Origin of the sequence: Methanocella paludicola SANAE (genome assembly GCF_000011005.1) — an archaeon.
Lineage (GTDB): Archaea > Halobacteriota > Methanocellia > Methanocellales > Methanocellaceae > Methanocella > Methanocella paludicola.
The window spans coordinates 677,106-697,660 of the sequence record NC_013665.1; the positions used below are offsets into that span (position 1 = coordinate 677,106).

The following is a 20,555-nucleotide window of genomic DNA, read 5'->3' on the forward strand; positions in this document are numbered from 1 at the left end:
CTAACCGATATGCTTAAAAACGGCGCGCTCGGCATACTGGCACTTGCTTTGATCCTCTGGGCCGCCAACTTTTCCTACGGATTCTTACACGAGGCCGGCCACGCGCTCGTAATAAAAACGCTGGGCGGCCAGGTATTTGAAATATACGTGAATCCCCTGGGCACAGACGCATACACTCTGCATTCGTTCGTATCCGGCACGCCGGGCGTACTGTCCATGGAAATCGCAGGGCTGACAGTGACGACGCTCCTGGCGTTCTTCACGCTGCTATCTGACTACGCGCCCCTGCCCATCTTCATGGCAATGCGCACGGCGATCTACGCCCTCAACTATGCGCCGGGCACGGACATATTCGAAGTACAACGGCTCATCGGGAACTACTCGCTACTTATAACGGCGGCCCTGGTCTTGCTGAACCTGGCGTGCGCTGCCATAGCGATACAGGCCACGATAAAAAACGTCAGCATCAGGGAGCCGGTACTACAGCGGCTTCTTCATCTTTAAGGCGTGAACGCCGCTCGAATAATAGTTGGGCACGATGCGGGAGCGACGGAAACCCATCTTCTCATAAAGCGGGATAGCCTTGCTATTATCCATCTTCACTTCAAGGAAACAGCTCGTGCAGCCAGCCCTGCGCAGGCTCTCCATCAGCGCATCCATGAGCGTCGTGGCGATGCCCATGCGCCGGAAACGGTCGTCCACGTCAAGGGTGTAGACGCGCCCGTACTTGCCGAAGCGGTTCCGGTTCGTGAGCCCGATGATGAAGCCCGCAAAATCCCCTTCGGCTTCGGCCACGTAAGAAAAAGCCGTCTTCGTGTTAATGAGATACTGGAGCTGGTGCGTGGAGAAGGCCTCGATGTCGAAGCACATCTGCTCCAGCCGGTACATCTTCTCGACGTCGTCTTCCTTGGCCGCCCGGATAAAAATGCAGGCGGAATGGCCGTCATTGCCGCTCATAAAGTTCCTTCAGGAATATTTTTCAGGATAATGATAGAGCGCCTTCCATAGAAAATAGTTTTTGGTATTTTAAAAGAAAGCTTAATGAATACCTAGCTATGTATAATGCAAAATAATGGTTGGATGAGGCGTTCCGATGATAAAACAGCTATATGGGGTCGATGACGCGGCGCTCGACGAGGTCTTTAAGAGGAGGACCAGCATCTCGTCGGTCATGGACACGGCGAAAAAAGTCGCCGACGAGGTCAGGGAAGGAGGAGATGCTGCCGTACGAAAGTACACGAAGCAGTTCGACGGCGTCGACCTGCGGGACCTGGAGGTCACGGATGACGAGATGTACAACGCCGTGGAGCTCATCGATTACGAGACCATCGGGCACCTGGAGAAGGCCATCGATAACATTGAGGCCTTTCACGCTTTGCAGAGGCCGTCCGGCGACATGTGGCTCACCGAGATATCGCCCGGCATTCGCCTGGGCCAGAAGTTCACGCCCCTCGAGAGGATCGGGGCTTACGTGCCGGGAGGCACCGGCTCGTATCCTTCGACCGCGCTCATGCTCATAGTGCCTGCCCAGGTGGCAGGCGTTTCAGAGATCATCGCCTGTACGCCCCCGCGCAAGGACGGTACCATCCATCCACTAACGCTTACTGCGCTTGACATGGCCGGCGCCGACCGTATATTCAAGGTGGGCGGCGTGCAGGCCATCGCAGCCATGGCCTATGGCACCCAGAGCATCCCGAAGGTCGAGAAGATCGTCGGGCCGGGCAACATCTACGTGACGGCGGCCAAGATGTACGTGCGGGACGCCGCCGAGATCGACATGCCCGCGGGGCCAAGCGAGATCGTGGTCATCGCGGACGACACGGCCATCCCCTCTTTCATCGCATCCGACATGATCGCCCAGGCCGAGCACGACGTGAACGCCATGTCTATACTCCTGACGCCCTCCGAGATGCTGGCCGAGTCGGTGGAGCTCGAGATCGAGCGCCAAAAAGAGAATGCGCCGAGAAGGCAGATCATCGATAAGGCGGGCATGGGAATATACGTACTCGACGACCTCGACGCGGCCGTGGAAGTGTGCAACCGCATCGCCCCGGAGCACGTCGAGATCATGGTCCGGGACCCCATGAGCACGCTCAACAAAGTCCGGAACGCCGGGACCGTGTATGTGGGCGATTACGCCCCCGTCGCCGCGGGCGATTACGCGAGCGGCGCCAACCACGTGCTCCCCACGGGCGGCTATGCAAAAGTATTTTCAGGCATGAACACCATGCAGTTCATAAAAACGACCAGCGTCCAGGTCATCGAAAAGGGGGGCCTGGAAGGCATCAAGGACACGATCACGGCCCTCGCGGAGATCGAGGGCTTCGACGCGCACGCAAGATCAGTATATAAGAGGTTCGAATAATGCAGAGGACCCACTATTCAAGGGATATCACGCCGGCCATGAACGGCTCGACCGTCACGGTCAACGGCTGGGTGCACGAGATCAGGGATTTCGGCGGCCTTGCCTTTCTCATATTGAGGGACCGGGAGGGCCTGGTACAGGTTACCATGCCCAAGAAAAAAGTCTCTAAGGAGATCGTCGATACGGTTAAGGGATTGAGCCGGGAATCCGTCGTCTCCGTTACGGGCGACGTTAAGGCGATGGAGAAGGCTCCTAACGGTTATGAGCTGATCCCGACCGCCCTTGAGGTGCTCTCCCGGGCCGACGCCCCGCTGCCGCTGGACCCCACCGGTAAAGTGCCCGCAGAGCTGGACACCAGGCTGGACTCACGCTTTATGGACCTGCGCAGCCCCGAGGTCACCGCGGTCTTCTATGTAAGGGCCAACATGATCAAGGCCATTCGCGATTATTTATCGTCCCAGGGGTGCCTGGAGATCGCCTCCCCCAAGATCGTGGCTACGGCCACCGAGGGCGGCACAGAGCTATTCCCCATCTCATACTTCGAGCGCGAGGCGTTCCTCAACCAGAGCCCCCAGCTATATAAACAGATGATGATGGCGGGAGGAATGGATCGAGTGTACGAGATCGGCCCCATATTCAGGGCCGAGGAGCACGCCACCCGGAAGCACCTCAACGAGGCCACGTCCATCGACGTGGAGCTGTCATTCGCCACCGATGAGGACGCCATGCGGCTGCTGGAGAACACCATCGCTTACGCTTATGCCTATGTAAAGGAGCACTGCCAGGCACAGCTCAAAGTGCTGAACGTGGACCTGCAGGTCCCGAAGACGCCGTTCAGGCGCTTATGTTATAGGGACGCCATCGAGATCGCCAAAAAGGACCCGGAGTGCGCCGACATCGAGTACGGCGACGACCTGTCGACCCAGGCGGAGCACGCCGTCGGGCAGGCCATCGGCGAGCACTACTTCATCGTAAACTGGCCGACCAACATCCGGGCATTCTACACGCAGCCATGCGAGAACGATCCTTCTATATGCAAGGCCTTTGACCTCATGCACCCGCGCATGGAGCTCTCGTCGGGTGCCCAGCGCGAGTACCGCTATGCGGAGCTGGTCAAAAAGATGGAAGAGAAGGGCCTGAGCCCGGAGAGCTTTAAGTTCTATTTAGACTCGTTCAGGTACGGCATGCCTCCACATGCCGGCTGGGGCCTCGGCGCCGAGAGGCTGCTCCAGACGATGCTCAACCTGAATAACATCCGTGAGGCCGTCCTTTTCCCGCGAGACCGTGTGCGTCTCACGCCTTAACATGTACGCCTGACGCCTTAAACCTGTACTATTTTTTTAACCGTGAAGGCCAATCCGCGAACGTATGGCCGAAGAGAAAAAAGGCATCGGGAAGATGACCGTGGAAGAGGCGGGACACCTGGGAGGCCATAAAGGCGGGCAAAAAGTGAAGCGTCTCATCGAAGAGGGCAAGCGGGCGGAAAAAGAGAAAGGGCCTCGCCGGTGAGCCTAGACTCCGGTGATCTCGCTCTTCGAGTTCACGGTATATGCGAACTTCGTGTCCACATAGCCGCCAGGCGTATTGTTAAGGCTAAGGCTCAGCCAGTGGACGATGCCGTCCGCATGGCCGTAAGGGTTCTCTATGTCGTACCGGGCCTTGAGGTATACTAGCGCGTCGTTATAGTCGCTGTCGTTCGGGGCGACCTTGATCTCGGGATAGTAGACGTAGCTGCTCATGCCCTCGTTATAAACTGCCACGATGCGCGCGTCCATTCCCTCTGCCTCGGCCAGAGAGGCCATGAGGACGCTGTAGTCCATCATGGAGCCTTCCATCGTCTCCACGCTCTTGTTCAAGCTCTGGGGCGCCGTGTCGTTGCCGTTGACGAGCGACCATCTCTTGTTCACCGCGTCAAATAGGTCGCATACTTTAGCCAGCTGACCGTAGCTCGTGCCGGTCTGGTTGCTGTTATTCGCCACATAGCCCGTTACCGCCGGGTCGCTGGCGTTGATGGCCGGGGCGATCGTCAGGAGGTTCCTGTATATGTCGCCTCCGCCGGGCAGCGTAGTAGGGGAAGGAGTCGGAGTAGGCGTGACCGTGGGCTCGGGAGTAGGCGTCACTGTGGGCTCAGGAGTCGGAGTAGGGGTCGCCTGGCCAATGAACGGCAAGCCCGAAATGAGGCCGGGCCTGTAGACGGCGATGGCGGCTCCTGCTACTATTAATGCGATCACAAGGAGCGCAAGTATGAGCGGGACCTTACTCTTTTTATGAGGCCTGTTCTCGCCGAGCGAGGCCATTGCCTTGACGGCAGCCTGGGCCTCCTCGGTTGTGGAAGGCTTCTCTTCGGGCGGCTGTTCCGGCGTTTCGAAACACGTTTCCTTCGGGACGCCCTTCGTGCCAGTATCCACGGGCATCGGAGCTATTGCGGGCGTGGGGGCGGCTTCGGGCTCTTTAGATACTTCAGGCTTTATAGCGGGCTCAGGCGAGGGCTCTGGCACAGGTGCCCCGGGAGCCTGCTCTTCGGGCGTCGTCTTCACCAGGTCAGAAATGCTCTTTTCCTTTTCCTTATGCACCGCAGGTATAGGCTTACCTACCGGCTCCACCTCGACGTAGTACTTCGACGGTCCGCCGATATCGGTGGTGACCAGGTAATAGGCCTTTCCCTGCTCATCGTTAAAGAGCTCAGCGTCGCTATAGTCGATCCTGCCCTCATACAGGAAGCTGCCGCCTTCATCGCTGATGAGATGATACGCTTCCAGGCCGTTACTTTTGAATACTCTAGGCTTAAACAAACCGCTTCCCCTTAAGACGTCCAATGTGTATATCTTTCAAATACTATTTTACTGTTGTTGTCTCATAAAAAAGGTTTATGCAGGGCTATATGACTCGATATGAGCCATGCCCCGGCCTTTTTAGCGAAGGTACGGTTGCCCACGGCGCCCGGCGAAGAGGCGGTAGACCACGTACAGCAATACCAGGAACAGCAGGGCTTTGATCACCCAGAGCAGGATACCGAAGCTAAAGCCCAGAAAAACGTCCAGCAGCCGCCATGCCACGATAAATGCGAGGACCGCTATGATCGCCGCAATTATTCTTCCCAGTACCATATGTGATCAATAGGCCGGGATAAGTAAAGCCATATGGACGGTATATACCGGAAATAAAAAAAGAATTGTCGTTTTTACGATGTATAAAGGTTACCGTACGGCCTGTGCGACCGGGGGGCCAGCTTGATGAAGGGCTTGCGCATGATCTCGTCGAAATCGCAGCCGAAGGTGACGCAGTATTCGCCTACCAGCCGGCTGATGATGGCGATATCCTTCGCATCGGGCTCGGACTTGATGACCTCGCGGCCGAGGTAGTAGTCGTCGATGTCGCCCCGGACGTAGATGACGCCGCCGTGCATGCCCGTGCCCACGTAGTCGCCCGTAGGCTGCGGGTGGCTATTTTGCGTGAGGCCCAGGAGCACCATGACGCCGCCCGCCATGTACTCGCCCAGGAAGTCGCTCGCCGTGCCGCCGATGACGATGGTCGGCACCATGTCGCCGTACGCCTTCATGTGGATCCCCACGCGGTAGCCCACGTCGCCCTTGATGAAGACCTTGCCGCCGCGCATGGCGTAGCCGATGACGTCGCCCGCGTTGCCGTGGACGACGACCTTGCCGGAGTTCATCGTGTTACCGATGCCGTCCTGGCCGTTGCCGTGGACGACGACTTCGGCGCCGTCCATGAAGATGCCCAGATCATTACCCGGGATGCCCCGGACGTCGATCTTCATCTTACCCTTCAGGCCGCCGCCGATGTACTTCTGGCCGCAGACGTTGTCCAGCTCGACCGAGTACTCGCCTTCGGCGGCCAGCGCCCTTATCTTTTCATTCAATGCCCGGTAGGGCATTTCCTTTGCGTCGATGTGCACCATGTTATCGCCCCGCCGGCTTCACGCCAAGTATTTCCAGGGTCTTCTCGTCCAGGCCGATGCCGCGCAGCCTCTCCCGGTTCCCGCGCAGGCTCTCGACGGAATTGATGCCCAGCGCGCCCAGCACTTCCTGGATCTCGTGGCTCCAGGCGCTCAGCAGGTTCGTGAGCCGCTGCGCCCCGATCTCGGGGTCCAGCCTCGCGGTGAGGTGCGGCTTCTGCGTGGCGATGCCCCAGGAGCAGTTGCCGGTGTTGCACTTCTGGCAAACGCGGCACCCCAGCGCTACTAAGGCGGCCGTGCCGATCATCACGGCATCGGCACCGAGGGCGATGGCCTTGACGACGTCGGCGCTCTGCCGGATGCCGCCGCCCACGACGATGGACGCCTGGTTGCGGATGCCCTCGGCCCTCAGCCGATCGTCCACGGCGGCGAGCGCGAGCTCGATGGGTATGCCCACGTTGTCCCGCATGATGCGGGGAGCGGAGCCCGTGCCGCCCCGGAACCCGTCGATGGTGACGATGTCGGCGCCCGCGCGGACGATGCCGCTGCAGATGGCCGCGATGTTGTGGACGGCGGCCACTTTGACCGATACGGGCTTCTTGTACTCGGTCGCCTCTTTAAGAGCATAAATGAGCTGCGACAGGTCCTCGATCGAGTAGATATCGTGGTGGGGCGCGGGCGATAGCGCGTCCGTGCCGACCGGTATCATCCGGGTCTTCGAGACGTCCTCGCTCACCTTCTCGCCCGGCAGGTGCCCGCCGATGCCCGGCTTGGCACCCTGGCCGATCTTGATCTCCACTAAGGCGCCGGCATTGAGGTACTCCTCGGTCACGCCGAACCGGCCCGAGGCGCACTGGACGATGACGTTATCCTTGTACTGGTAGAAGTCCCGGTGGAGGCCGCCTTCGCCCGTGTTCATGAGCGTGCCGCACTCTTTTGCGGCCAGCATGAGCGACTTGTGGACGTTGTAGCTGATAGCGCCGTAGGACATGGCGCCGAAGATGACGGGTATGTCCAGTCTGAAGTTGGGGGCCAGGTCCGTCTTGAGCTTGAGACTGCCGCCCGAGAAGTCGAACTCCAGCTTATCGGGCTTCTTGCCCAGGTACGTCCGTAGCTCCATGGGCTCTCTTAGCGGGTCGATGGATGGGTTCGTGACCTGGCAGGCGTCGATGAGCAGGTGGTCCCACAGGATGGGATACGGCTTGTCCGTGCCCATCGCGGTGAGCAGGATGCCGCCCGACTCCGCCTGCTTGTAAATATTCTTGCGGATCTCGTCCGTAAAGCTCGCGTTGGGCTTGAACGTGAGGGGGTTGTGCTCGATGCGGATGGCTCTCTTCGGGCACATGGTGACGCATCTTAAACATGCCACGCACTTCGAGTCGTCGGCGATGATGCAGTCGAACTCCTTGCTGTAGGTGACGGCCCCGAAGCCGCACTCCGTCGTGCACTTCTTGCACCGCACACACTTGCGGTCGTTGACCTCAACGCTGAACTCGGGAGGCACCGTCGATGGAAGGGCGACCGTGGTCATTCCACGTCCTCCTCCACCAGGCCGATGACCGGCGTGCCCGCCTTTGGGGCCCATATCTGGTCCGGCTCGGGCTCGATGATGCGAATGCCGGCCTCTTCCGACGACATGTAGAGCGTGTCGTCCTTCGTGGCCGCCATCATGGGCCTTAATTTTATGCGGTCGTTGAGGCCTATCATGCCCCTGTTGCATCCCACGATGATCGAGAATGGCCCGTTCATGAGGGCGCTGCCGTAGACCATTCGGATGGCCTCATGTGCTCTCCTCTGGGAAGGCTCCATCCTGTCGATGTCCTTCCAGAACGGGGGCGCCAAGGCCTTCGTGGCGACGGTGATGGGCAGCTTATGCTTCCTGACCAGTAGATCGAATAAATAGGCGATGACCTCGGTGTCGGTCAGCAATTCCAGCTTGTAGCCGAACATCTCGAGGTATCTCTTATTAATGCCGTACGACGAAATTTCGCCGTTATGCACGACGGACCAGTCTAGTAAAGCGATCGGGTGCGCGCCGCCCCACCAGCCCGGCGTGTTCGTCGGGAACCGGCCGTGGGCCGTCCAGAGGTAGGCCTTGTACTGGTCGAGCTTGAAGTACTTCGCGATGTCCTCGGGGTATCCCACGCCCTTGAAGCCGCCCATGTTCTTGCCGCTCGACGAAATGAAAGCTCCGGCGAAGTTCGAGTTGATGTCCATGACCTGCTCGACGACGTAGTCGTCCTCGGGCTTGTTCTCTAATTTGGAGTCGTCGACCCGCACGAAGTAGCGCCGTATCAACGGCGCGTTGTGGATGCTGTCGACCTTCACGGTCGGGATCTTCTCGTCCTTCTCGATGACGAAGCGCTGCGCCAGGTGCTCCTCCAGCCGGGCCTGGCAGTCCTCATCGTCGAACATCACGTGAAAAGCGTAGTAGTCCCTGTACTTTGGGTAGATGCCGTACGCTGCGAAGCCGCCGCCGAGGCCGTTGGACCGGTCGTGCATGAGCGCGATGGACTTGATGATCTTAGTCCCGTCGATGCGCTTGCCCTTTTTGTTCAGGATACCCGAGATGGCGCATCCCGAGGGATTTCTCTCGCATCGCACCTTCGTGTCGCATCTCATGCGATATTCACCTCTAGGGTGTTTCGTGTAACGTTCAGCGACTTCATCCGGCTTCAACTCGTTTCCTAGTTCCACTATATATAATATTCGATGATAGTAGGCAAGGATATGCACTGTACATATATTTAAACTTTGTTAGACCTTAGCACACGATATGTAAAACTTCACGCACAATATGTGCAGAAAAAGTAAAATAAAATAGATGACAGGCCGAATGCCTGTCATTAGATCTCTTCTTCCTTCTTCTCGGACACCAGCTTGGCGACGCCCACCACGGCGTCGTTCTCCGACTTGAGCGTGATGATCTTGACGCCCTGGGTGTTGCGGCTGATCTCCGAGATGTCCTTCACGTTGATGCGCATCATGATGCCGTCCCGGGTGACCACGAGCAGCTGGTCGTCGTCGGTGACCGAGGCGATCGCCACGACGCCGCCGTTCCGGAGGGTGGTCTTGATGTTGATCATGCCCTGGCCGCCCCGGTGGTGCGGGGTATACTCCGAGATCGCGGTCCGCTTGCCGAAGCCGTTCTCGCAGACCGTCAGGATGGACGCGCTCTCGCTGACGACTTCCATGCCGATGACCTTGTCCTTCTCGGTGAGCCGGATGCCTATGACGCCGCCCGCCTGGCGGCCCATGGGCCGGACTTCCGATTCGCTGAAGCGGTTCGCCTTGCCGTTCCTCGTCGCGATCAGCACTTCCTGGCCACCGTTCGTGAGCTTGACCGATATGAGCTCGTCGCCCTCGTCCAGCCCGATGGCGATGATGCCCGTCCTGCGGATGTTCTGGAAAGACGAGAGCGCCGTCTTCTTGATCGTGCCCTCGCGGGTACACATGATCAGGTAGTGCTTCTCGTCGAACTCCTTGATGGGGATCATGGCGTTGACCGACTCGTTCGGCATCAGCGTGAGCAAATTCACGATCGCCTTGCCCCTGGACTGCCGGCTGGCCTCGGGTATCTCGTAGACCTTCAACACGTATACTCTGCCCTTGTTGGTGAAGAAGAGCAGGTGGTCGTGCGTGGAGGCCGTGAAGACATCGACGACGAAGTCCTCTTCCTTGGTCTCCATGCCCATGATGCCCATGCCGCCCCTGCGCTGGGTCCGGTACGTGTCCACGGGCTGCCTCTTTATGTAGCCCGTGTTAGAGATCGTGACGACGACATTCTCTACGGGAATGAGGTCCTCGTCGACGATCTCGCCGTCGGACTCCTTGATGATGGTCCTCCGCCCGTCGCCATACTTTGCCCTGAGCTCGAGAAGCTCGTTCTTTATGATGTCCAGCACCATCTGCGGGCTGGCCAGCACCTCCTTCAGGTGCGCGATCAGCTTTATTAATTCGGCGCGCTCGTCCTCGATCTTCCTGCGCTCCAGGCCCGTGAGGCCCCTGAGCCGCATGTCAAGGATGGCCTTCGACTGCTCTTCGGAGAGGCCGTACTTCGACATGAACACGGCCTTCGCGTCGTCCGCGCTGGCGGACCTCCTCAGGATATTGACGAAGTCGTCGATGTTGTCCAGGGCCACCAGCAGGCCTGCCAGTATGTGTTCCCTGGCCTGGGCCTTCTTCAGCTCGAACTGGCTTCTGCGGGTTACGACTTCCTGCCTGTGCTTGAGGTAGTACTCCAGCGTCTCCTTCAGGCTCAGCGTCCTGGGCTGGTTGTCCACCAGCGCCAGGTTGTTGACGCCGAAGGTCGTCTCCATCTGGGTGTGCCTGTAAAGCTGGTTCAGCAGCACGTTGGCGTTGGCGCCCTTCTTGAGCTCGATGACGATCCGCATGCCGTCCCGGTCGGACTCGTCTCTCAGGTCTGATATGCCCTCGAGCTTCTTATCCCTCACCAGGTCGGCGATGTTCTCGATGAGCTTTGCCTTGTTGACCATGTACGGGATCTCGGTGACAAGGATGACGTTCCTGCCGCCTTCCTCCGTGATCTCGGCTTTGGCCCTGATCTTTATGGAGCCCCTGCCAGTGAGATATGCGTCCTTAATGCCTTCCCGGCCGTAGATGTAAGCGCCGGTGGGGAAATCGGGGCCGGTGATGAGTTTCAATAGCTCAAGAGGCTCGATCGCCGGGTCGTTGATCAACGCGACCGTGCCGTCGATGACCTCGGAAATGTTGTGCGGCGGGATGTTGGTCGCCATGCCCACTGCGATGCCCGATGAGCCGTTAATGAGCAGGTTCGGGAGCTTTGCCGGTAGCACGGAAGGCTCCTTCAGCGATTCATCGAAATTGGGCACGAAGTTGACGGTCTCCTTGTCCAGGTCGTCGAGCATCTCGTCCGCGATCTTCGCCATGCGGACCTCGGTGTAACGCATGGCTGCGGCGCTATCGCCGTCCACGCTGCCGAAGTTGCCCTGGCCATCGATGAGCGGGTAACGCAATGAGAAGTCCTGGACCATCCTGACGATGGTATCGTAGATGGCCATGTCGCCGTGCGGGTGGTACTTACCCATGACGTCTCCGACCACCCTGGCCGACTTCTTATAAGGCTTATCGTAAGTGTTGCCCAGCTCGTACATGCCGTACAAAACACGGCGGTGAACAGGCTTCAGCCCGTCACGTACGTCCGGCAACGCACGCCCCACGATAACGCTCATCGCGTAATCGATGTAGGACTTACGCATCTCCTCTTCTATCTTGACCGGTAAAACTGTCTCCTGTGTTGCCATATCTTATACATCCAGGTTCCTTACGAACTTCGCGTTCTGTACGATGAAGTCCCGCCTGGGCTCCACTTTGTCTCCCATGAGCAGCGTGAACGTGCGGTCCGCCTCCACGGCGTCCTCCATGGTCACCTGCAGGACGGTCCTCGTCTGCGGGTCCATCGTCGTCGACCACAGCTGCTCGGGGTTCATTTCGCCGAGACCCTTGTAGCGGTTCACTGCGACCCCGTTCCTTCCCATTTCCTCGAGGATGCCGGCGAGGGCCTCCTCGTTGTACGCGTACCTCTCTTCCTTTCCCTTCTTCGCCCGGAACAGGGGTGGCTGGGCGATGTACACGTAGCCCGCTTCGATCAGCGGCTTCATATAGCGGAAGAAGAACGTGAGCAGGAGTGTCCTGATATGGGCCCCGTCCACGTCCGCATCCGTCATGAGTATGATCTTGTGATAGCGGGCCTTATCGATGACGAAGTCCTCGCCCACGCTGGTGCCCATGGCCGTGATGAGGGCCCTGATCTCCTCGCTCGTGAGGACCCTGTCCAGCCGGGCCTTCTCCACGTTCAGGATCTTGCCCCTTAAAGGTAATATCGCCTGGAACAGCCTGTTACGGCCCTGCTTGGCGGAGCCGCCGGCCGAGTCGCCCTCTACCAGGTAGAGCTCGCACTTCGACGGGTCACGCTCACTGCAGTCGGCCAGCTTGCCGGGAAGCGTGGTGTTCTCCAGCACGGACTTGCGCCGGGTGAGCTCCCTGGCCTTCCGGGCCGCCTCGCGGGCCTGGAACGCCTGCACGGCCTTATCGATGATCTTTCGGGCTTCCGAGGGGTTCTCCTCGAGGAAATCGTCTAAGCCCTCGCCGACGAGCGAGTTGACGATGCCCTGCACGTCGCTGTTGCCCAGCTTGGTCTTCGTCTGGCCTTCGAACTGCGGGTTGGTCAGCTTGACGCTGATAATGGCCGTTAAGCCTTCCCGGATGTCCTCGCCCGAGAACTGCATGTCGCCCTTGAGCAGGCTGTTCTTCTTCGCGTAGTCGTTGAAACTGCGCGTAAGCGCCGAGCGGAAGCCGCTGAGGTGCGTGCCGCCCTCGGTGGTATGAATGTTATTGGCGAAGGCAAGGACGATCTCGCTGTACCCGTCGTTGTACTGCATGGCGATCTCGACGTCGGTGGTGTCCTTCTGCTTCTCGAAGTATATGACCTTCTCGTTGACGGGCGTCTTTCCCTCGTTCAGGTACTGGACGAACTGGACGATGCCTCCCTCGTAATGGAAGGTGTCCGAAACTCCCGATCGCGCGTCCATAAGGGTGATCTTGACGCCCTTGTTCAGGAACGCCAATTCGCGCAGCCGGTTCACCAGGATCTCGTACTTGAACTCCGTCGTCTCGAAGATCGTGGGGTCGGGCTTAAAAATGGTCGTAGTGCCCGTGCCGATGGCCGTGCCTATCTCGTGGACCTCGTCCTTGGGCTTGCCCCGGACATACTCCTGTACCCAGAGCTTTTCGTTCCGGCGTACTTCGACCCGGAGCCACTCGGATAGGGCGTTCACTACCGATACGCCGACGCCGTGCAGGCCGCCCGAGACCTTATACGTCAGGTTATCGAACTTGCCGCCCGCGTGGAGCATCGTCATGACGATCTCCAGCGCCGGCCTCTTGTACTTCTCGTGCATCTCGACGGGGATGCCTCTGCCGTCGTCGCTGACGGTCACGCTCCCGTCCTTATTGATCGTGACCTCTATGTTGTGGCAATAGCCGGCCAGCGCTTCGTCGATGCTGTTGTCGACGACCTCGTAGACCAGGTGATGCAGGCCCCGGTAATCTGTGGAGCCTATGTACATGCTGGGCCTCTTCCTGACGGCCTCCAGTCCTTCCAGGACCTGGATGCTTGAGGCATCGTAGGCTTGTGCCGGGATTTCATTTGACATTCTGTGCTCTACCTCTCCTTTTTTATAACGGGAAAAAATTTCACGTCCATTTAGCTAGAAATTTTTGTCTTTTCGTTAGCTGTGATAAATGAATTTTAGGGCCTATGTATGCCCTTTCCCCTTCCTAGATTTAATAGTCCGACATCACATATATATTTAGTGCTCAGCACAGTTAATTTCATATCTGCGTGAGGCTTTTATGGGGGTAGAAATGAGGCTTGATGAGTACCTGGTAAGTGAGGGCCTGGTCCCCTCCAGGAGCCGGGCGAAGCGGCTTATTGAAAAAGGCCAGGTGAAGGTGGACGGTAAGGCTGTCCTGAAGCCCTCGCAGAAGGTCGAATATGGGCGCAAGGTGGCGATCGAGGGCGAAGACATGCCCGAGGGCTACTTTAAGCTTAAAGGGATCCAGGAAGCGTCGGGCATCCTGCGCCCGGGCGACGTAGTCCTGGACATCGGCTCCAGCGCCGGCGGCTTCCTGATGTTCGCCTCGGGCATAGCCTCCCGGGTGGTGGGCATCGAGTTCAGCCGCGAGTTTCTCGAGCCGCTGTCAAATGTTGAAAAAGAGTATCCCGGCGTGAAGGTGATGTTCGGCGACGCTTTCAGAATGGACCTGGCGGCCCTGGGCGGCCCCTACGACGTTATTTTGAACGACATGACCGTGGAGCCCCTTACGTCCATAGAAGTCTTAAAACGCTTTTTACCGCTGCTTAAAGAGCATGGCCGTATCGTTCAGGTGGTTAAGCTTGGCCCCAGAGGCACGCCCGAGCCGATGATCAAGAAGCTCGCAGAGGCCGGGCTTAAAATACAAAAAGTCATCAGGCCCCAAAAGATGGAGGCCTACATCGTTGCGGAAAAATAGTGTGGGCGCGGGTCACCCGAAGATGGCGCCCATCCCTGAGGCGGCCTCGTCCTCTTCCTTGTGGATGTAATCGAGGATGTGCTTTTCCTCATCGCCTGTGATCTTCGCGATCGGGATCTTGGACTCCTCGATAAGCCTGACGGCTTCCTTCATCTTCTCGGGGTTATCCGCCCGGACGTAGAGATAATAGCCAGTTTTGCGATTGGTGCCCATGATGGCGGCCTCGCGGACGCTCGGGCCCAGGCGCTTGAAGAACTCTTCTTCAAGAAGCTTATCTACGGGCTTCTTTTCCTTGTCTTCGTAAAAATACACTGCTTCCATTTAAACACCTTTCACATAATTACCAGCGATGGTTCATAAATATAATGCTTGAGGCTCACATGCGGTAGTATTTCCGGAGCTGACTGATCGTCTCCCCCATGTACTCGATCTTCTCCATCTCGTTCTCGCCCATGCCTGCCTTTTTTGCGAGCTTCAGGTAGGGGATGTCGTCAGGGCATAGCCCCATGAGGAACGAGCCTACAGCGTCCGTGGCCACGAAGTCCTCGCCCGCGATGATGACATCAGACCGGATGGGGTCACAGGCAAGCTCGTGGCCCTGGCACCCGATGATGCCGTCGATGACCGTGAGCTCGGGCCCGAACACGCGGTTAAGGTCGACGATCTTCTGGTGCAGGTCGTCGTGCATGATGCCCTTCGGCAGTATGCCGCCCATCATGTTCTTCATCGAGAGGGTCGAGAGCGACCAGACGTGCACCTTGAGCTTTGGCACCGAGAGGATGCAGTCATAATCGATGAACGGCTTTGCCACCCGTACGCTTTTCAGCGATTTGCCGCCGGGGATATCTACTTCCACGTGGGGCTGCGCGTTCAGGTCATACAGCGTTACCTCGTAATCCTCGAGGGCGTCCACGAGCCCGGTACTGCGGAACGTCTCCATCGTGTCGTAGCTCGCCATGCCGCCCTCGCCCACGGCGAACTCCTTATTGCTCCAGCCATGGTCCAGCAGGTACTCGACGATCCCTTTGACGACGCGGGGGTCCGTTGTGACTCCCGTCTCGGGCTTGCTCGAGTTCACATAATTAGGCTTGATCAGCACCCGCTCGTACCTGTTTAAAATGCCGCCGGCCCCGATCATGTCCAGCGCCTTCTTCGGGCCTTCGACGGGGTCGCTCGTGTGGACTATCGAAATAAGGGTGCTCTTCGCCATGATAATACCATTTTCATAATTCGCCGTGCGGATTAAAAAATATTGCCTGGGCATCCCCGGCCTAAACACTCTCAATTTATGCTTATAAACCAAAAATGGGCGTATATAGCTACGGTTTAATCCGTTGCTTAAATAATTAATATATACCGGGTATTAGTATAATAACGGCTTGGTGAACTTCATGACTGGAAAACTGACCGATTCGTTGCCGCTGGCCCTGTCCGGGCTGGTCATCGCCGGTATTCTCGTCGCTTTCATTGCGAGCGTTATGCTGCCGTCCCGGGGCATCGAGGCCTCGTACGGCGCAGCGGATAATGGTAAGGAAATCTCTATAGGCGAAGGCACGACTTTCAAGATCATCCTGGACGAGAACCCGACCACGGGGTACTCGTGGAACACGACCGTGACGTCGGGCCTGAGGGTAGAGAACAGCGAATTCATACAGGGCGGTAATGCCGGGCTGGCAGGCGCCGGGGGCACTCACGAGTGGACCATCAAGGCGACCGGCAAGGGCGAGCAGCAATTCACGGCCATATACAAGCGCCCCTGGGAGCCCACGACCGGCAGCGAGAGCGCCTTCACGCTCAAGATACTGGTAAATTAAAAAATATTTTTTTAGCAGCAGCCCGGAGGTTTATCGGTCTCGTCGCAGCCGCAGTCGCAGGTCTCCGGGCCGCCCGTCAGCGCCGCCTTGATCATCGCCGCCGCGCAGCCGACGCCGCTCTCGACCTCGATGGCCGTGGTCGGACAGTTCAGGAAGCAGGCTCCGCACTCCATGCACGCCTCTTTGTTGGCCAGCACCACCTTCTTATCCTGGTATGCAAAAACGGCGTGCGGGCAGACCTTCGTGCACATGCCGCAGCCTGTACATTCTTCAGGGTCGAACTTGAGTGTATTAACTTTGTACGAGTTGAACATTCAGGCCACCCCCATGAATCGTGCAACGTTCAGGCCTATGAATATGAGCGCTCCCAGGCCGAACATGACTGCCATGGGCATGATGTACGTGAATATCTCCCTGCGCACTCCGGTCCTGGACGTGAAGGTCGAACATCCGGTAAAGTTCAGTGCGAGGTATGCCGTCACCGGCGGCATCGCCAGCAAGTAGCCGGCTGCAGCGACAGCATTTAACGTTGCGGAGCCAGGGGCCGTAAAAGCGATATAGGCAAACTGCAGGGCTACCAGCAACCCCAGGATGAGCCCTTTGGCGCTAAAGTCCTTCACCGGTATATACGGTAGTAATACAGGGAATAGCACGACGCCCGCCAGTACGCAGGCCAGCGCTGCCAGGGCGGCCGTCAGCCCCATGATAAAGTAAAGTATGATCGAGGCCGCCGCCATAGCCAGAAAGACGCTGACCAGTTCCACCGGTATGAGCTGTATGCGGTCCCACAGGCCGAACAGGACCTTTCGCATCGCCGGCGTAGCCCTGTGCGTCTTTAAATATTCGGGCAGGTCCTCCGCCCTCACGGGGCCGTACTCGACATTCCACCCGCACCACTCTTTAAGCGAGAATGCGGACACGCCCGCTGCGCCAAGCTGCGGCAGGATCACCTTGCGATGGCTGACCGCCCCCTCAAGGCCGGTCGCCTTGATACGGTTCATCAGCTCATCGGTGCCGAACGTGCCCTTGCCGGCCGCACACCAGACGTTGATGCCCTTCGTGTCGAGCACTAAGATGTAGCAGTCCACGTCCTTTAAATTGGAGCGCAATGCGTCGAAGCTCAGCGTATAGTTGGCCGTGACCAGCACGGGCGACTCCGCCGTCGGATTGCCCAGCGAGTACAGGCCGGGCTCCACCCGGTGATACGCCCGGCGATATCCCCACCGGGTCATGAAGTGGTCGAGCCGGTCCTTGAGCGTTAACGTCGATGTCGTCCGGACGATTTTGGAAACAGAAATACTCTCAGCCATAATATTGCCTTTATTTCCCCGTCGTAAGCTCGCCCATCATGGGCCCGAGCCTGTCCTTCATTATGCTAAGGAAATAGTCCGTCTTGATAAGCGAGATGCAGCATACGTCGCCTTCGCTCTGCCAGCTCAGCACCACCAGCTTGTCGCCGGCCTTTATGCCGATCTTATCCCTCAATTCCTTAGGCATCACCATCTGGCCCCGCTCGTCGACGCTCACCATCGCCTCGACCCTGTAGCCGCCCACGTTCGTCTGGCAGCACGGGGGCTCCATGTCCTTTTTCGCCTTTCTTCCCATAGGCTATCGCCAGAGGAGTAGATGTCTTTCTGAATATTAATACTTTTCTGATAAATCAGAAATATCTACTGCTTTTTCATGAACTCGGCCGGCGTATAGACCTCGCCCACCCATTGAAAATGCTTTTTATTATTCGTCACGAGCGGTATCTTACGCTTATATGCATACGCTCCGATGCCATAATCGACGGCATTGTCCGAAAAATCATGTCCATGCAGGGCATTTTTTGCTGCGATCATAGCCTGTCCCTTGTCAAATGATACGATCTCAATGTCCAGGCCATTCAAAACCCCCAGGAACTTAACCATTGACCCGCCAACTCTTTTCATCTCATAATATGAAAGCTCCATAAAAGCAAGGGAGGACAGATAACCTTTCACGTCTTTTTTTCTCATCCATTCCAGGAAATTCGGACCGCTGCTAAAAACATTAGGATCCATGCAAATGTCCATCAGTCAATACCTTCTCTCTTCAGCCTTTTTGCCCATGCATCCCTGAACTCTTTATCCGTTTTGTCAAAATCCTTGAAACCTTCAACTACCTCGTAGATCAGATCTTTCAGGTTCCTGATAACGACCTTATCGTCCTCCTCGACGAACACGACCTTATCGCCAGGTCCGATGCCCAGCCTATCGCGTACCTCGGCCGGCAACGTGATCTGGTTTTGGCTTGATACTTTACTTGAACTGGCATCCATTTAACATCACAACTAATTAAAGTATTGATAAAAATTTAAAGTTATCTAATGTTCATTTTAAAGTTATTAAAGAAAGTATTAAAAGCTACAAATACATCATGGGACTCGACAATGACGATCATCGAAACGGCAAAGTGCATACTCAAGGAGGGCCCGGTCTGTGATCCGTGCCTGGGCCGCCAGTTCGGCAAGCTCTCGACGGGGCTGACCAACGCCCAGCGCGGCTTCGCCATCAAGACGGAGATGTCCATGCAGGCGGCGGCGGACGGCGACAGGGAGACGCAGCAATTGCTGGCGCCGGCCTTCGCACAGGCGCGCAAGGTGCTCGGCATCGAGGGCCAGGACGAGGAATGCTGGCTTTGCCGCGGGCTCTTCCAGAACCCCGAGAACATACAGAAGTGGGCCGACAGGTGTATCGAGTCCGTGAGCGGCTACGAGCACGACACGCTGCTCGTCGGCACGAAAGTGCCGCCCATATACTCCGAAAAGGAGGAGGTCATCTGGGCCGAGTGCGGCGTGGCACACGCCGAGCCCCTTAAGGCGGAGCTCAACCGGGAGGTCGGCAAGGCCGTATCACAGAAGACGGGGAAGGAGGTCGATTTCAAGCGCCCGGACGTGGTCTTCACCATCGACCTGGCGGCCGACCGCGTTGTGCCGAAGATCAACTCGCTCTTCATCTACGGGCGATACAACAAGTACGTCCGTGACATCCCCCAGACCCGCTGGCCCTGCAGGGAGTGCGGCGGAAAGGGCAAGAAAGGCGAAGCGGAGTGCGAACACTGCAAGGGCACCGGAAAGATGTACCCCACCTCCGTCGAGGAGCAGATCAACCACGAGGTCATCGACGAGTTCAAGGCCGGCGACGCCATACTGCACGGGGCGGGCCGCGAGGACATAGACGGGCGCATGCTCGGGGACGGCAGGCCCTTCGTCATGGAGGTCATCAACCCCCGTGTCCGCTGGGTCGACCTGGATGCCCTGAGGGAGCGCATCAACGCATACGCTTCGGAAAAAGTAGCGGTCTCGGGCCTCCACTACGTCGATAAAGACTCAGTAGAACAGGTAAAGAGCATAAAGCCCGACAAGACCTACAGGCTTAAAGTTATATACAATGACGATATTTCAATAGAAACGCTTAAATCTTCGTTAGCTACTTTATCTAACTCGACTATCCTCCAGCGGACACCCGTAAGGGTCTCGCACCGCCGGGCGGACCTGGAGAGGAAGCGTAAAGTCCACTCCATAACTCTGGGGGAGCTCAACGAAGCCGATAAGTATTTCACTATCACCGTCCGCTGTGAAGGCGGGCTATATGTGAAGGAGCTGGTGTCCGGCGATAATGGCCGGACGAGCCCGTCGCTATCGGCCCTGCTCAACAGGCAGGCACGCGTCACAGAGCTGGACGTAATGAACGTCGAAGGAGGAATATCATGGCAAGATCACATGGTGAAAGAAAAAAGACCAGGTACAAGTTCACAAAGGCGCTAAGAGAGAGGGGCTTCTCGCCCGTCAGCCGCGCCGTTCAGGAATTCACTGTCGGGCAAAAGGTCCACATCGACATCGACCCGAGCGTCCACAAGGGCATGCCGTACCGCAGGTTCCAGGGCAAGACGTGCACCGTCACCGGTACCCGCGGCAGGGCTTACCTGTTAGAGATGTACGACGGCGGCCTCCGGAAGGAGATCATCGCCCGCCCGCAGCACCTCAGGCCCCAGAAGGACCAGCCCGCTGAGCAGTGAACGGTGACATCTTATGATCATCAAGAAGGTAATAAGCGAAGAGTTGATCACCCTCCCGGAAGTCCGGGACACCCTTAACGCCATCAGGGACGAGCGGGAGAAGGCGGGCCAGGAGCTGCGCTACGAACAGAAGCGCGCGGTCGAGCACGCCAATAAGTTCTCGAAGATCGGCGCCAAAGAGTCGAGGGACATGGTGAACGAGCTTCTTACCCTTGAAAAGATGAAGCTGGACATCGCAGTCAAGATCGCCAACCTTTGCCCCCGCTCGAAGGATGAGCTCAGGGCGATCTACGCGAAAGAGCGGTTTACGCTTAATGAAGCAGAGCTTAAGGCTATTCTGGATATAGTCGGTAAGTATATCTAA

General features: G+C 57.7%; 24 protein-coding genes. 9 read left to right on the top strand and 15 right to left on the bottom strand.

Annotated elements, in window-relative coordinates:
* Positions 1–9: 9 nt before the first annotated feature.
* Positions 10–504: a hypothetical protein gene (locus tag MCP_RS03570; RefSeq protein ID WP_128859918.1), complete on the top strand. Its 495-nt coding sequence runs from the start codon at positions 10–12 to the stop codon at positions 502–504.
* On the opposite strand, the gene MCP_RS03575 is transcribed toward MCP_RS03570, so the two are convergent.
* Positions 481–957: a GNAT family N-acetyltransferase gene (locus tag MCP_RS03575; RefSeq protein ID WP_012899455.1), complete on the bottom strand. Its 477-nt coding sequence runs from the start codon at positions 955–957 to the stop codon at positions 481–483. The two genes, MCP_RS03570 and MCP_RS03575, sit on opposite strands and share 24 nt — an antisense overlap.
* Positions 958–1,093: 136 nt before the next feature.
* On the opposite strand from MCP_RS03575, the gene hisD reads away from it, so the two are divergent.
* From hisD to MCP_RS15835, 3 genes are all read left to right on the top strand, one after another.
* A complete protein-coding gene (gene hisD / locus MCP_RS03580) occupies positions 1,094–2,365 on the top strand; it encodes a histidinol dehydrogenase (protein WP_012899456.1) in 1,272 nt (423 codons plus the stop codon).
* Positions 2,365–3,669, top strand: a complete 1,305-nt coding sequence (aspS, locus tag MCP_RS03585) for an aspartate--tRNA(Asn) ligase (RefSeq protein WP_012899457.1) — start codon at positions 2,365–2,367, stop codon at positions 3,667–3,669. The genes hisD and aspS overlap by 1 nt, the downstream gene beginning before the upstream one ends.
* A 64-nt stretch (positions 3,670–3,733) precedes the next feature.
* Complete coding sequence (locus MCP_RS15835; protein WP_173332313.1) at positions 3,734–3,874, top strand: hypothetical protein; 141 nt, start codon at positions 3,734–3,736, stop codon at positions 3,872–3,874.
* Positions 3,875–3,876: 2 nt separating this feature from the next.
* Here MCP_RS15835 and MCP_RS03590 read toward each other — a convergent pair whose 3' ends face one another.
* The 7 genes from MCP_RS03590 to gyrB all read right to left on the bottom strand — a co-directional run bounded on the left by MCP_RS03590 (position 3,877) and on the right by gyrB (position 13,477).
* Complete coding sequence (locus MCP_RS03590; RefSeq protein WP_128567007.1) at positions 3,877–5,157, bottom strand: transglutaminase domain-containing protein; 1,281 nt, start codon at positions 5,155–5,157, stop codon at positions 3,877–3,879.
* A gap of 120 nt (positions 5,158–5,277) precedes the next feature.
* Positions 5,278–5,472 carry a hypothetical protein gene (locus MCP_RS03595; protein WP_012899459.1) on the bottom strand — a complete coding sequence of 65 codons (195 nt, stop codon included), beginning with the start codon at positions 5,470–5,472 and terminating at the stop codon, positions 5,278–5,280.
* Positions 5,473–5,546: 74 nt separating this feature from the next.
* Positions 5,547–6,284, bottom strand: coding sequence for a hypothetical protein (locus MCP_RS03600; protein WP_012899460.1), 738 nt, complete (start codon positions 6,282–6,284; stop codon positions 5,547–5,549).
* Position 6,285: 1 nt separating this feature from the next.
* Positions 6,286–7,812: a glutamate synthase-related protein gene (locus MCP_RS03605; RefSeq protein ID WP_012899461.1), complete on the bottom strand. Its 1,527-nt coding sequence runs from the start codon at positions 7,810–7,812 to the stop codon at positions 6,286–6,288.
* The gene (locus tag MCP_RS03610; protein WP_012899462.1) at positions 7,809–8,903 is read right to left on the bottom strand and encodes a class II glutamine amidotransferase; all 1,095 of its coding nucleotides are present in this window, start codon (positions 8,901–8,903) and stop codon (positions 7,809–7,811) included. Before MCP_RS03610 ends, MCP_RS03605 begins: the two co-directional genes overlap by 4 nt.
* A 224-nt stretch (positions 8,904–9,127) precedes the next feature.
* Positions 9,128–11,566 (bottom strand): DNA gyrase subunit A, encoded by a 2,439-nt coding sequence (gene gyrA, locus MCP_RS03615; protein WP_012899463.1) that lies wholly within the window; start codon positions 11,564–11,566, stop codon positions 9,128–9,130.
* Positions 11,567–11,569: 3 nt separating this feature from the next.
* Complete coding sequence (gene gyrB / locus MCP_RS03620) at positions 11,570–13,477, bottom strand: DNA topoisomerase (ATP-hydrolyzing) subunit B (RefSeq protein WP_012899464.1); 1,908 nt, start codon at positions 13,475–13,477, stop codon at positions 11,570–11,572.
* A 211-nt stretch (positions 13,478–13,688) separates the two neighbouring features.
* On the opposite strand from gyrB, the gene MCP_RS03625 reads away from it, so the two are divergent.
* Positions 13,689–14,336: a S4 domain-containing protein gene (locus tag MCP_RS03625; RefSeq protein WP_012899465.1), complete on the top strand. Its 648-nt coding sequence runs from the start codon at positions 13,689–13,691 to the stop codon at positions 14,334–14,336.
* Between the two features lie 12 nt (positions 14,337–14,348).
* On the opposite strand, the gene MCP_RS03630 is transcribed toward MCP_RS03625, so the two are convergent.
* Positions 14,349–14,657 (bottom strand): hypothetical protein, encoded by a 309-nt coding sequence (locus MCP_RS03630; RefSeq protein ID WP_012899466.1) that lies wholly within the window; start codon positions 14,655–14,657, stop codon positions 14,349–14,351.
* A gap of 55 nt (positions 14,658–14,712) precedes the next feature.
* Positions 14,713–15,546, bottom strand: coding sequence for a DUF362 domain-containing protein (locus tag MCP_RS03635; protein ID WP_012899467.1), 834 nt, complete (start codon positions 15,544–15,546; stop codon positions 14,713–14,715).
* 181 nt (positions 15,547–15,727) lie between these two features.
* Here MCP_RS03635 and MCP_RS03640 point away from each other — a divergent pair, with 181 nt between their 5' ends.
* Positions 15,728–16,150: a protease inhibitor I42 family protein gene (locus MCP_RS03640; RefSeq protein WP_012899468.1), complete on the top strand. Its 423-nt coding sequence runs from the start codon at positions 15,728–15,730 to the stop codon at positions 16,148–16,150.
* A gap of 11 nt (positions 16,151–16,161) precedes the next feature.
* Here MCP_RS03640 and hgcB read toward each other — a convergent pair whose 3' ends face one another.
* The 5 genes from hgcB to MCP_RS03665 all read right to left on the bottom strand — a co-directional run bounded on the left by hgcB (position 16,162) and on the right by MCP_RS03665 (position 18,452).
* Positions 16,162–16,464 (bottom strand): mercury methylation ferredoxin HgcB, encoded by a 303-nt coding sequence (gene hgcB / locus MCP_RS03645; RefSeq protein WP_012899469.1) that lies wholly within the window; start codon positions 16,462–16,464, stop codon positions 16,162–16,164.
* Positions 16,465–17,460, bottom strand: a complete 996-nt coding sequence (hgcA, locus tag MCP_RS03650) for a mercury methylation corrinoid protein HgcA (RefSeq protein ID WP_012899470.1) — start codon at positions 17,458–17,460, stop codon at positions 16,465–16,467. It abuts the gene before it with no gap.
* Positions 17,461–17,470: 10 nt separating this feature from the next.
* Entirely contained in the window at positions 17,471–17,755 is a 285-nt protein-coding gene (gene hgcC / locus MCP_RS03655; protein WP_128567009.1) for an HgcAB-associated protein HgcC, read from the bottom strand.
* A 65-nt stretch (positions 17,756–17,820) separates the two neighbouring features.
* Positions 17,821–18,063 carry a hypothetical protein gene (locus MCP_RS16005; protein WP_231845154.1) on the bottom strand — a complete coding sequence of 81 codons (243 nt, stop codon included), beginning with the start codon at positions 18,061–18,063 and terminating at the stop codon, positions 17,821–17,823.
* 143 nt (positions 18,064–18,206) lie between these two features.
* Positions 18,207–18,452 carry an AbrB/MazE/SpoVT family DNA-binding domain-containing protein gene (locus tag MCP_RS03665; RefSeq protein WP_012899473.1) on the bottom strand — a complete coding sequence of 82 codons (246 nt, stop codon included), beginning with the start codon at positions 18,450–18,452 and terminating at the stop codon, positions 18,207–18,209.
* A gap of 111 nt (positions 18,453–18,563) precedes the next feature.
* Between MCP_RS03665 and MCP_RS03670 the strand changes: the two genes are divergently transcribed.
* From MCP_RS03670 to MCP_RS03680, 3 genes are read left to right on the top strand one after another with little or no spacing between them, the layout of a single operon-like run.
* Positions 18,564–19,940: a tRNA pseudouridine(54/55) synthase Pus10 gene (locus MCP_RS03670; protein ID WP_012899474.1), complete on the top strand. Its 1,377-nt coding sequence runs from the start codon at positions 18,564–18,566 to the stop codon at positions 19,938–19,940.
* Entirely contained in the window at positions 19,883–20,191 is a 309-nt protein-coding gene (locus MCP_RS03675; RefSeq protein WP_012899475.1) for a 50S ribosomal protein L21e, read from the top strand. Before MCP_RS03670 ends, MCP_RS03675 begins: the two co-directional genes overlap by 58 nt.
* A 13-nt stretch (positions 20,192–20,204) precedes the next feature.
* Complete coding sequence (locus MCP_RS03680) at positions 20,205–20,555, top strand: RNA polymerase Rpb4 family protein (RefSeq protein WP_012899476.1); 351 nt, start codon at positions 20,205–20,207, stop codon at positions 20,553–20,555.

Bases quoted from the DNA above. Each gene is read 5' to 3' on its own strand.
- MCP_RS03570 (WP_128859918.1), top strand. From the start codon at position 10: ATGCTTAAAAACGGCGCGCTCGGCATACTGGCACTTGCTTTGATCCTC.
- MCP_RS03575 (WP_012899455.1), bottom strand. From the start codon at position 957: ATGAGCGGCAATGACGGCCATTCCGCCTGCATTTTTATCCGGGCGGCC.
- hisD (WP_012899456.1), top strand. From the start codon at position 1,094: ATGATAAAACAGCTATATGGGGTCGATGACGCGGCGCTCGACGAGGTC.
- aspS (WP_012899457.1), top strand. From the start codon at position 2,365: ATGCAGAGGACCCACTATTCAAGGGATATCACGCCGGCCATGAACGGC.
- MCP_RS15835 (WP_173332313.1), top strand. From the start codon at position 3,734: ATGGCCGAAGAGAAAAAAGGCATCGGGAAGATGACCGTGGAAGAGGCG.
- MCP_RS03595 (WP_012899459.1), bottom strand. From the start codon at position 5,472: ATGGTACTGGGAAGAATAATTGCGGCGATCATAGCGGTCCTCGCATTT.
- MCP_RS03600 (WP_012899460.1), bottom strand. From the start codon at position 6,284: ATGGTGCACATCGACGCAAAGGAAATGCCCTACCGGGCATTGAATGAA.
- MCP_RS03605 (WP_012899461.1), bottom strand. From the start codon at position 7,812: ATGACCACGGTCGCCCTTCCATCGACGGTGCCTCCCGAGTTCAGCGTT.
- MCP_RS03610 (WP_012899462.1), bottom strand. From the start codon at position 8,903: ATGAGATGCGACACGAAGGTGCGATGCGAGAGAAATCCCTCGGGATGC.
- gyrA (WP_012899463.1), bottom strand. From the start codon at position 11,566: ATGGCAACACAGGAGACAGTTTTACCGGTCAAGATAGAAGAGGAGATG.
- gyrB (WP_012899464.1), bottom strand. From the start codon at position 13,477: ATGTCAAATGAAATCCCGGCACAAGCCTACGATGCCTCAAGCATCCAG.
- MCP_RS03625 (WP_012899465.1), top strand. From the start codon at position 13,689: ATGAGGCTTGATGAGTACCTGGTAAGTGAGGGCCTGGTCCCCTCCAGG.
- MCP_RS03630 (WP_012899466.1), bottom strand. From the start codon at position 14,657: ATGGAAGCAGTGTATTTTTACGAAGACAAGGAAAAGAAGCCCGTAGAT.
- MCP_RS03635 (WP_012899467.1), bottom strand. From the start codon at position 15,546: ATGGCGAAGAGCACCCTTATTTCGATAGTCCACACGAGCGACCCCGTC.
- MCP_RS03640 (WP_012899468.1), top strand. From the start codon at position 15,728: ATGACTGGAAAACTGACCGATTCGTTGCCGCTGGCCCTGTCCGGGCTG.
- hgcB (WP_012899469.1), bottom strand. From the start codon at position 16,464: ATGTTCAACTCGTACAAAGTTAATACACTCAAGTTCGACCCTGAAGAA.
- hgcA (WP_012899470.1), bottom strand. From the start codon at position 17,460: ATGGCTGAGAGTATTTCTGTTTCCAAAATCGTCCGGACGACATCGACG.
- hgcC (WP_128567009.1), bottom strand. From the start codon at position 17,755: ATGGGAAGAAAGGCGAAAAAGGACATGGAGCCCCCGTGCTGCCAGACG.
- MCP_RS16005 (WP_231845154.1), bottom strand. From the start codon at position 18,063: ATGGTTAAGTTCCTGGGGGTTTTGAATGGCCTGGACATTGAGATCGTA.
- MCP_RS03665 (WP_012899473.1), bottom strand. From the start codon at position 18,452: ATGGATGCCAGTTCAAGTAAAGTATCAAGCCAAAACCAGATCACGTTG.
- MCP_RS03670 (WP_012899474.1), top strand. From the start codon at position 18,564: ATGACGATCATCGAAACGGCAAAGTGCATACTCAAGGAGGGCCCGGTC.
- MCP_RS03675 (WP_012899475.1), top strand. From the start codon at position 19,883: ATGGCAAGATCACATGGTGAAAGAAAAAAGACCAGGTACAAGTTCACA.
- MCP_RS03680 (WP_012899476.1), top strand. From the start codon at position 20,205: ATGATCATCAAGAAGGTAATAAGCGAAGAGTTGATCACCCTCCCGGAA.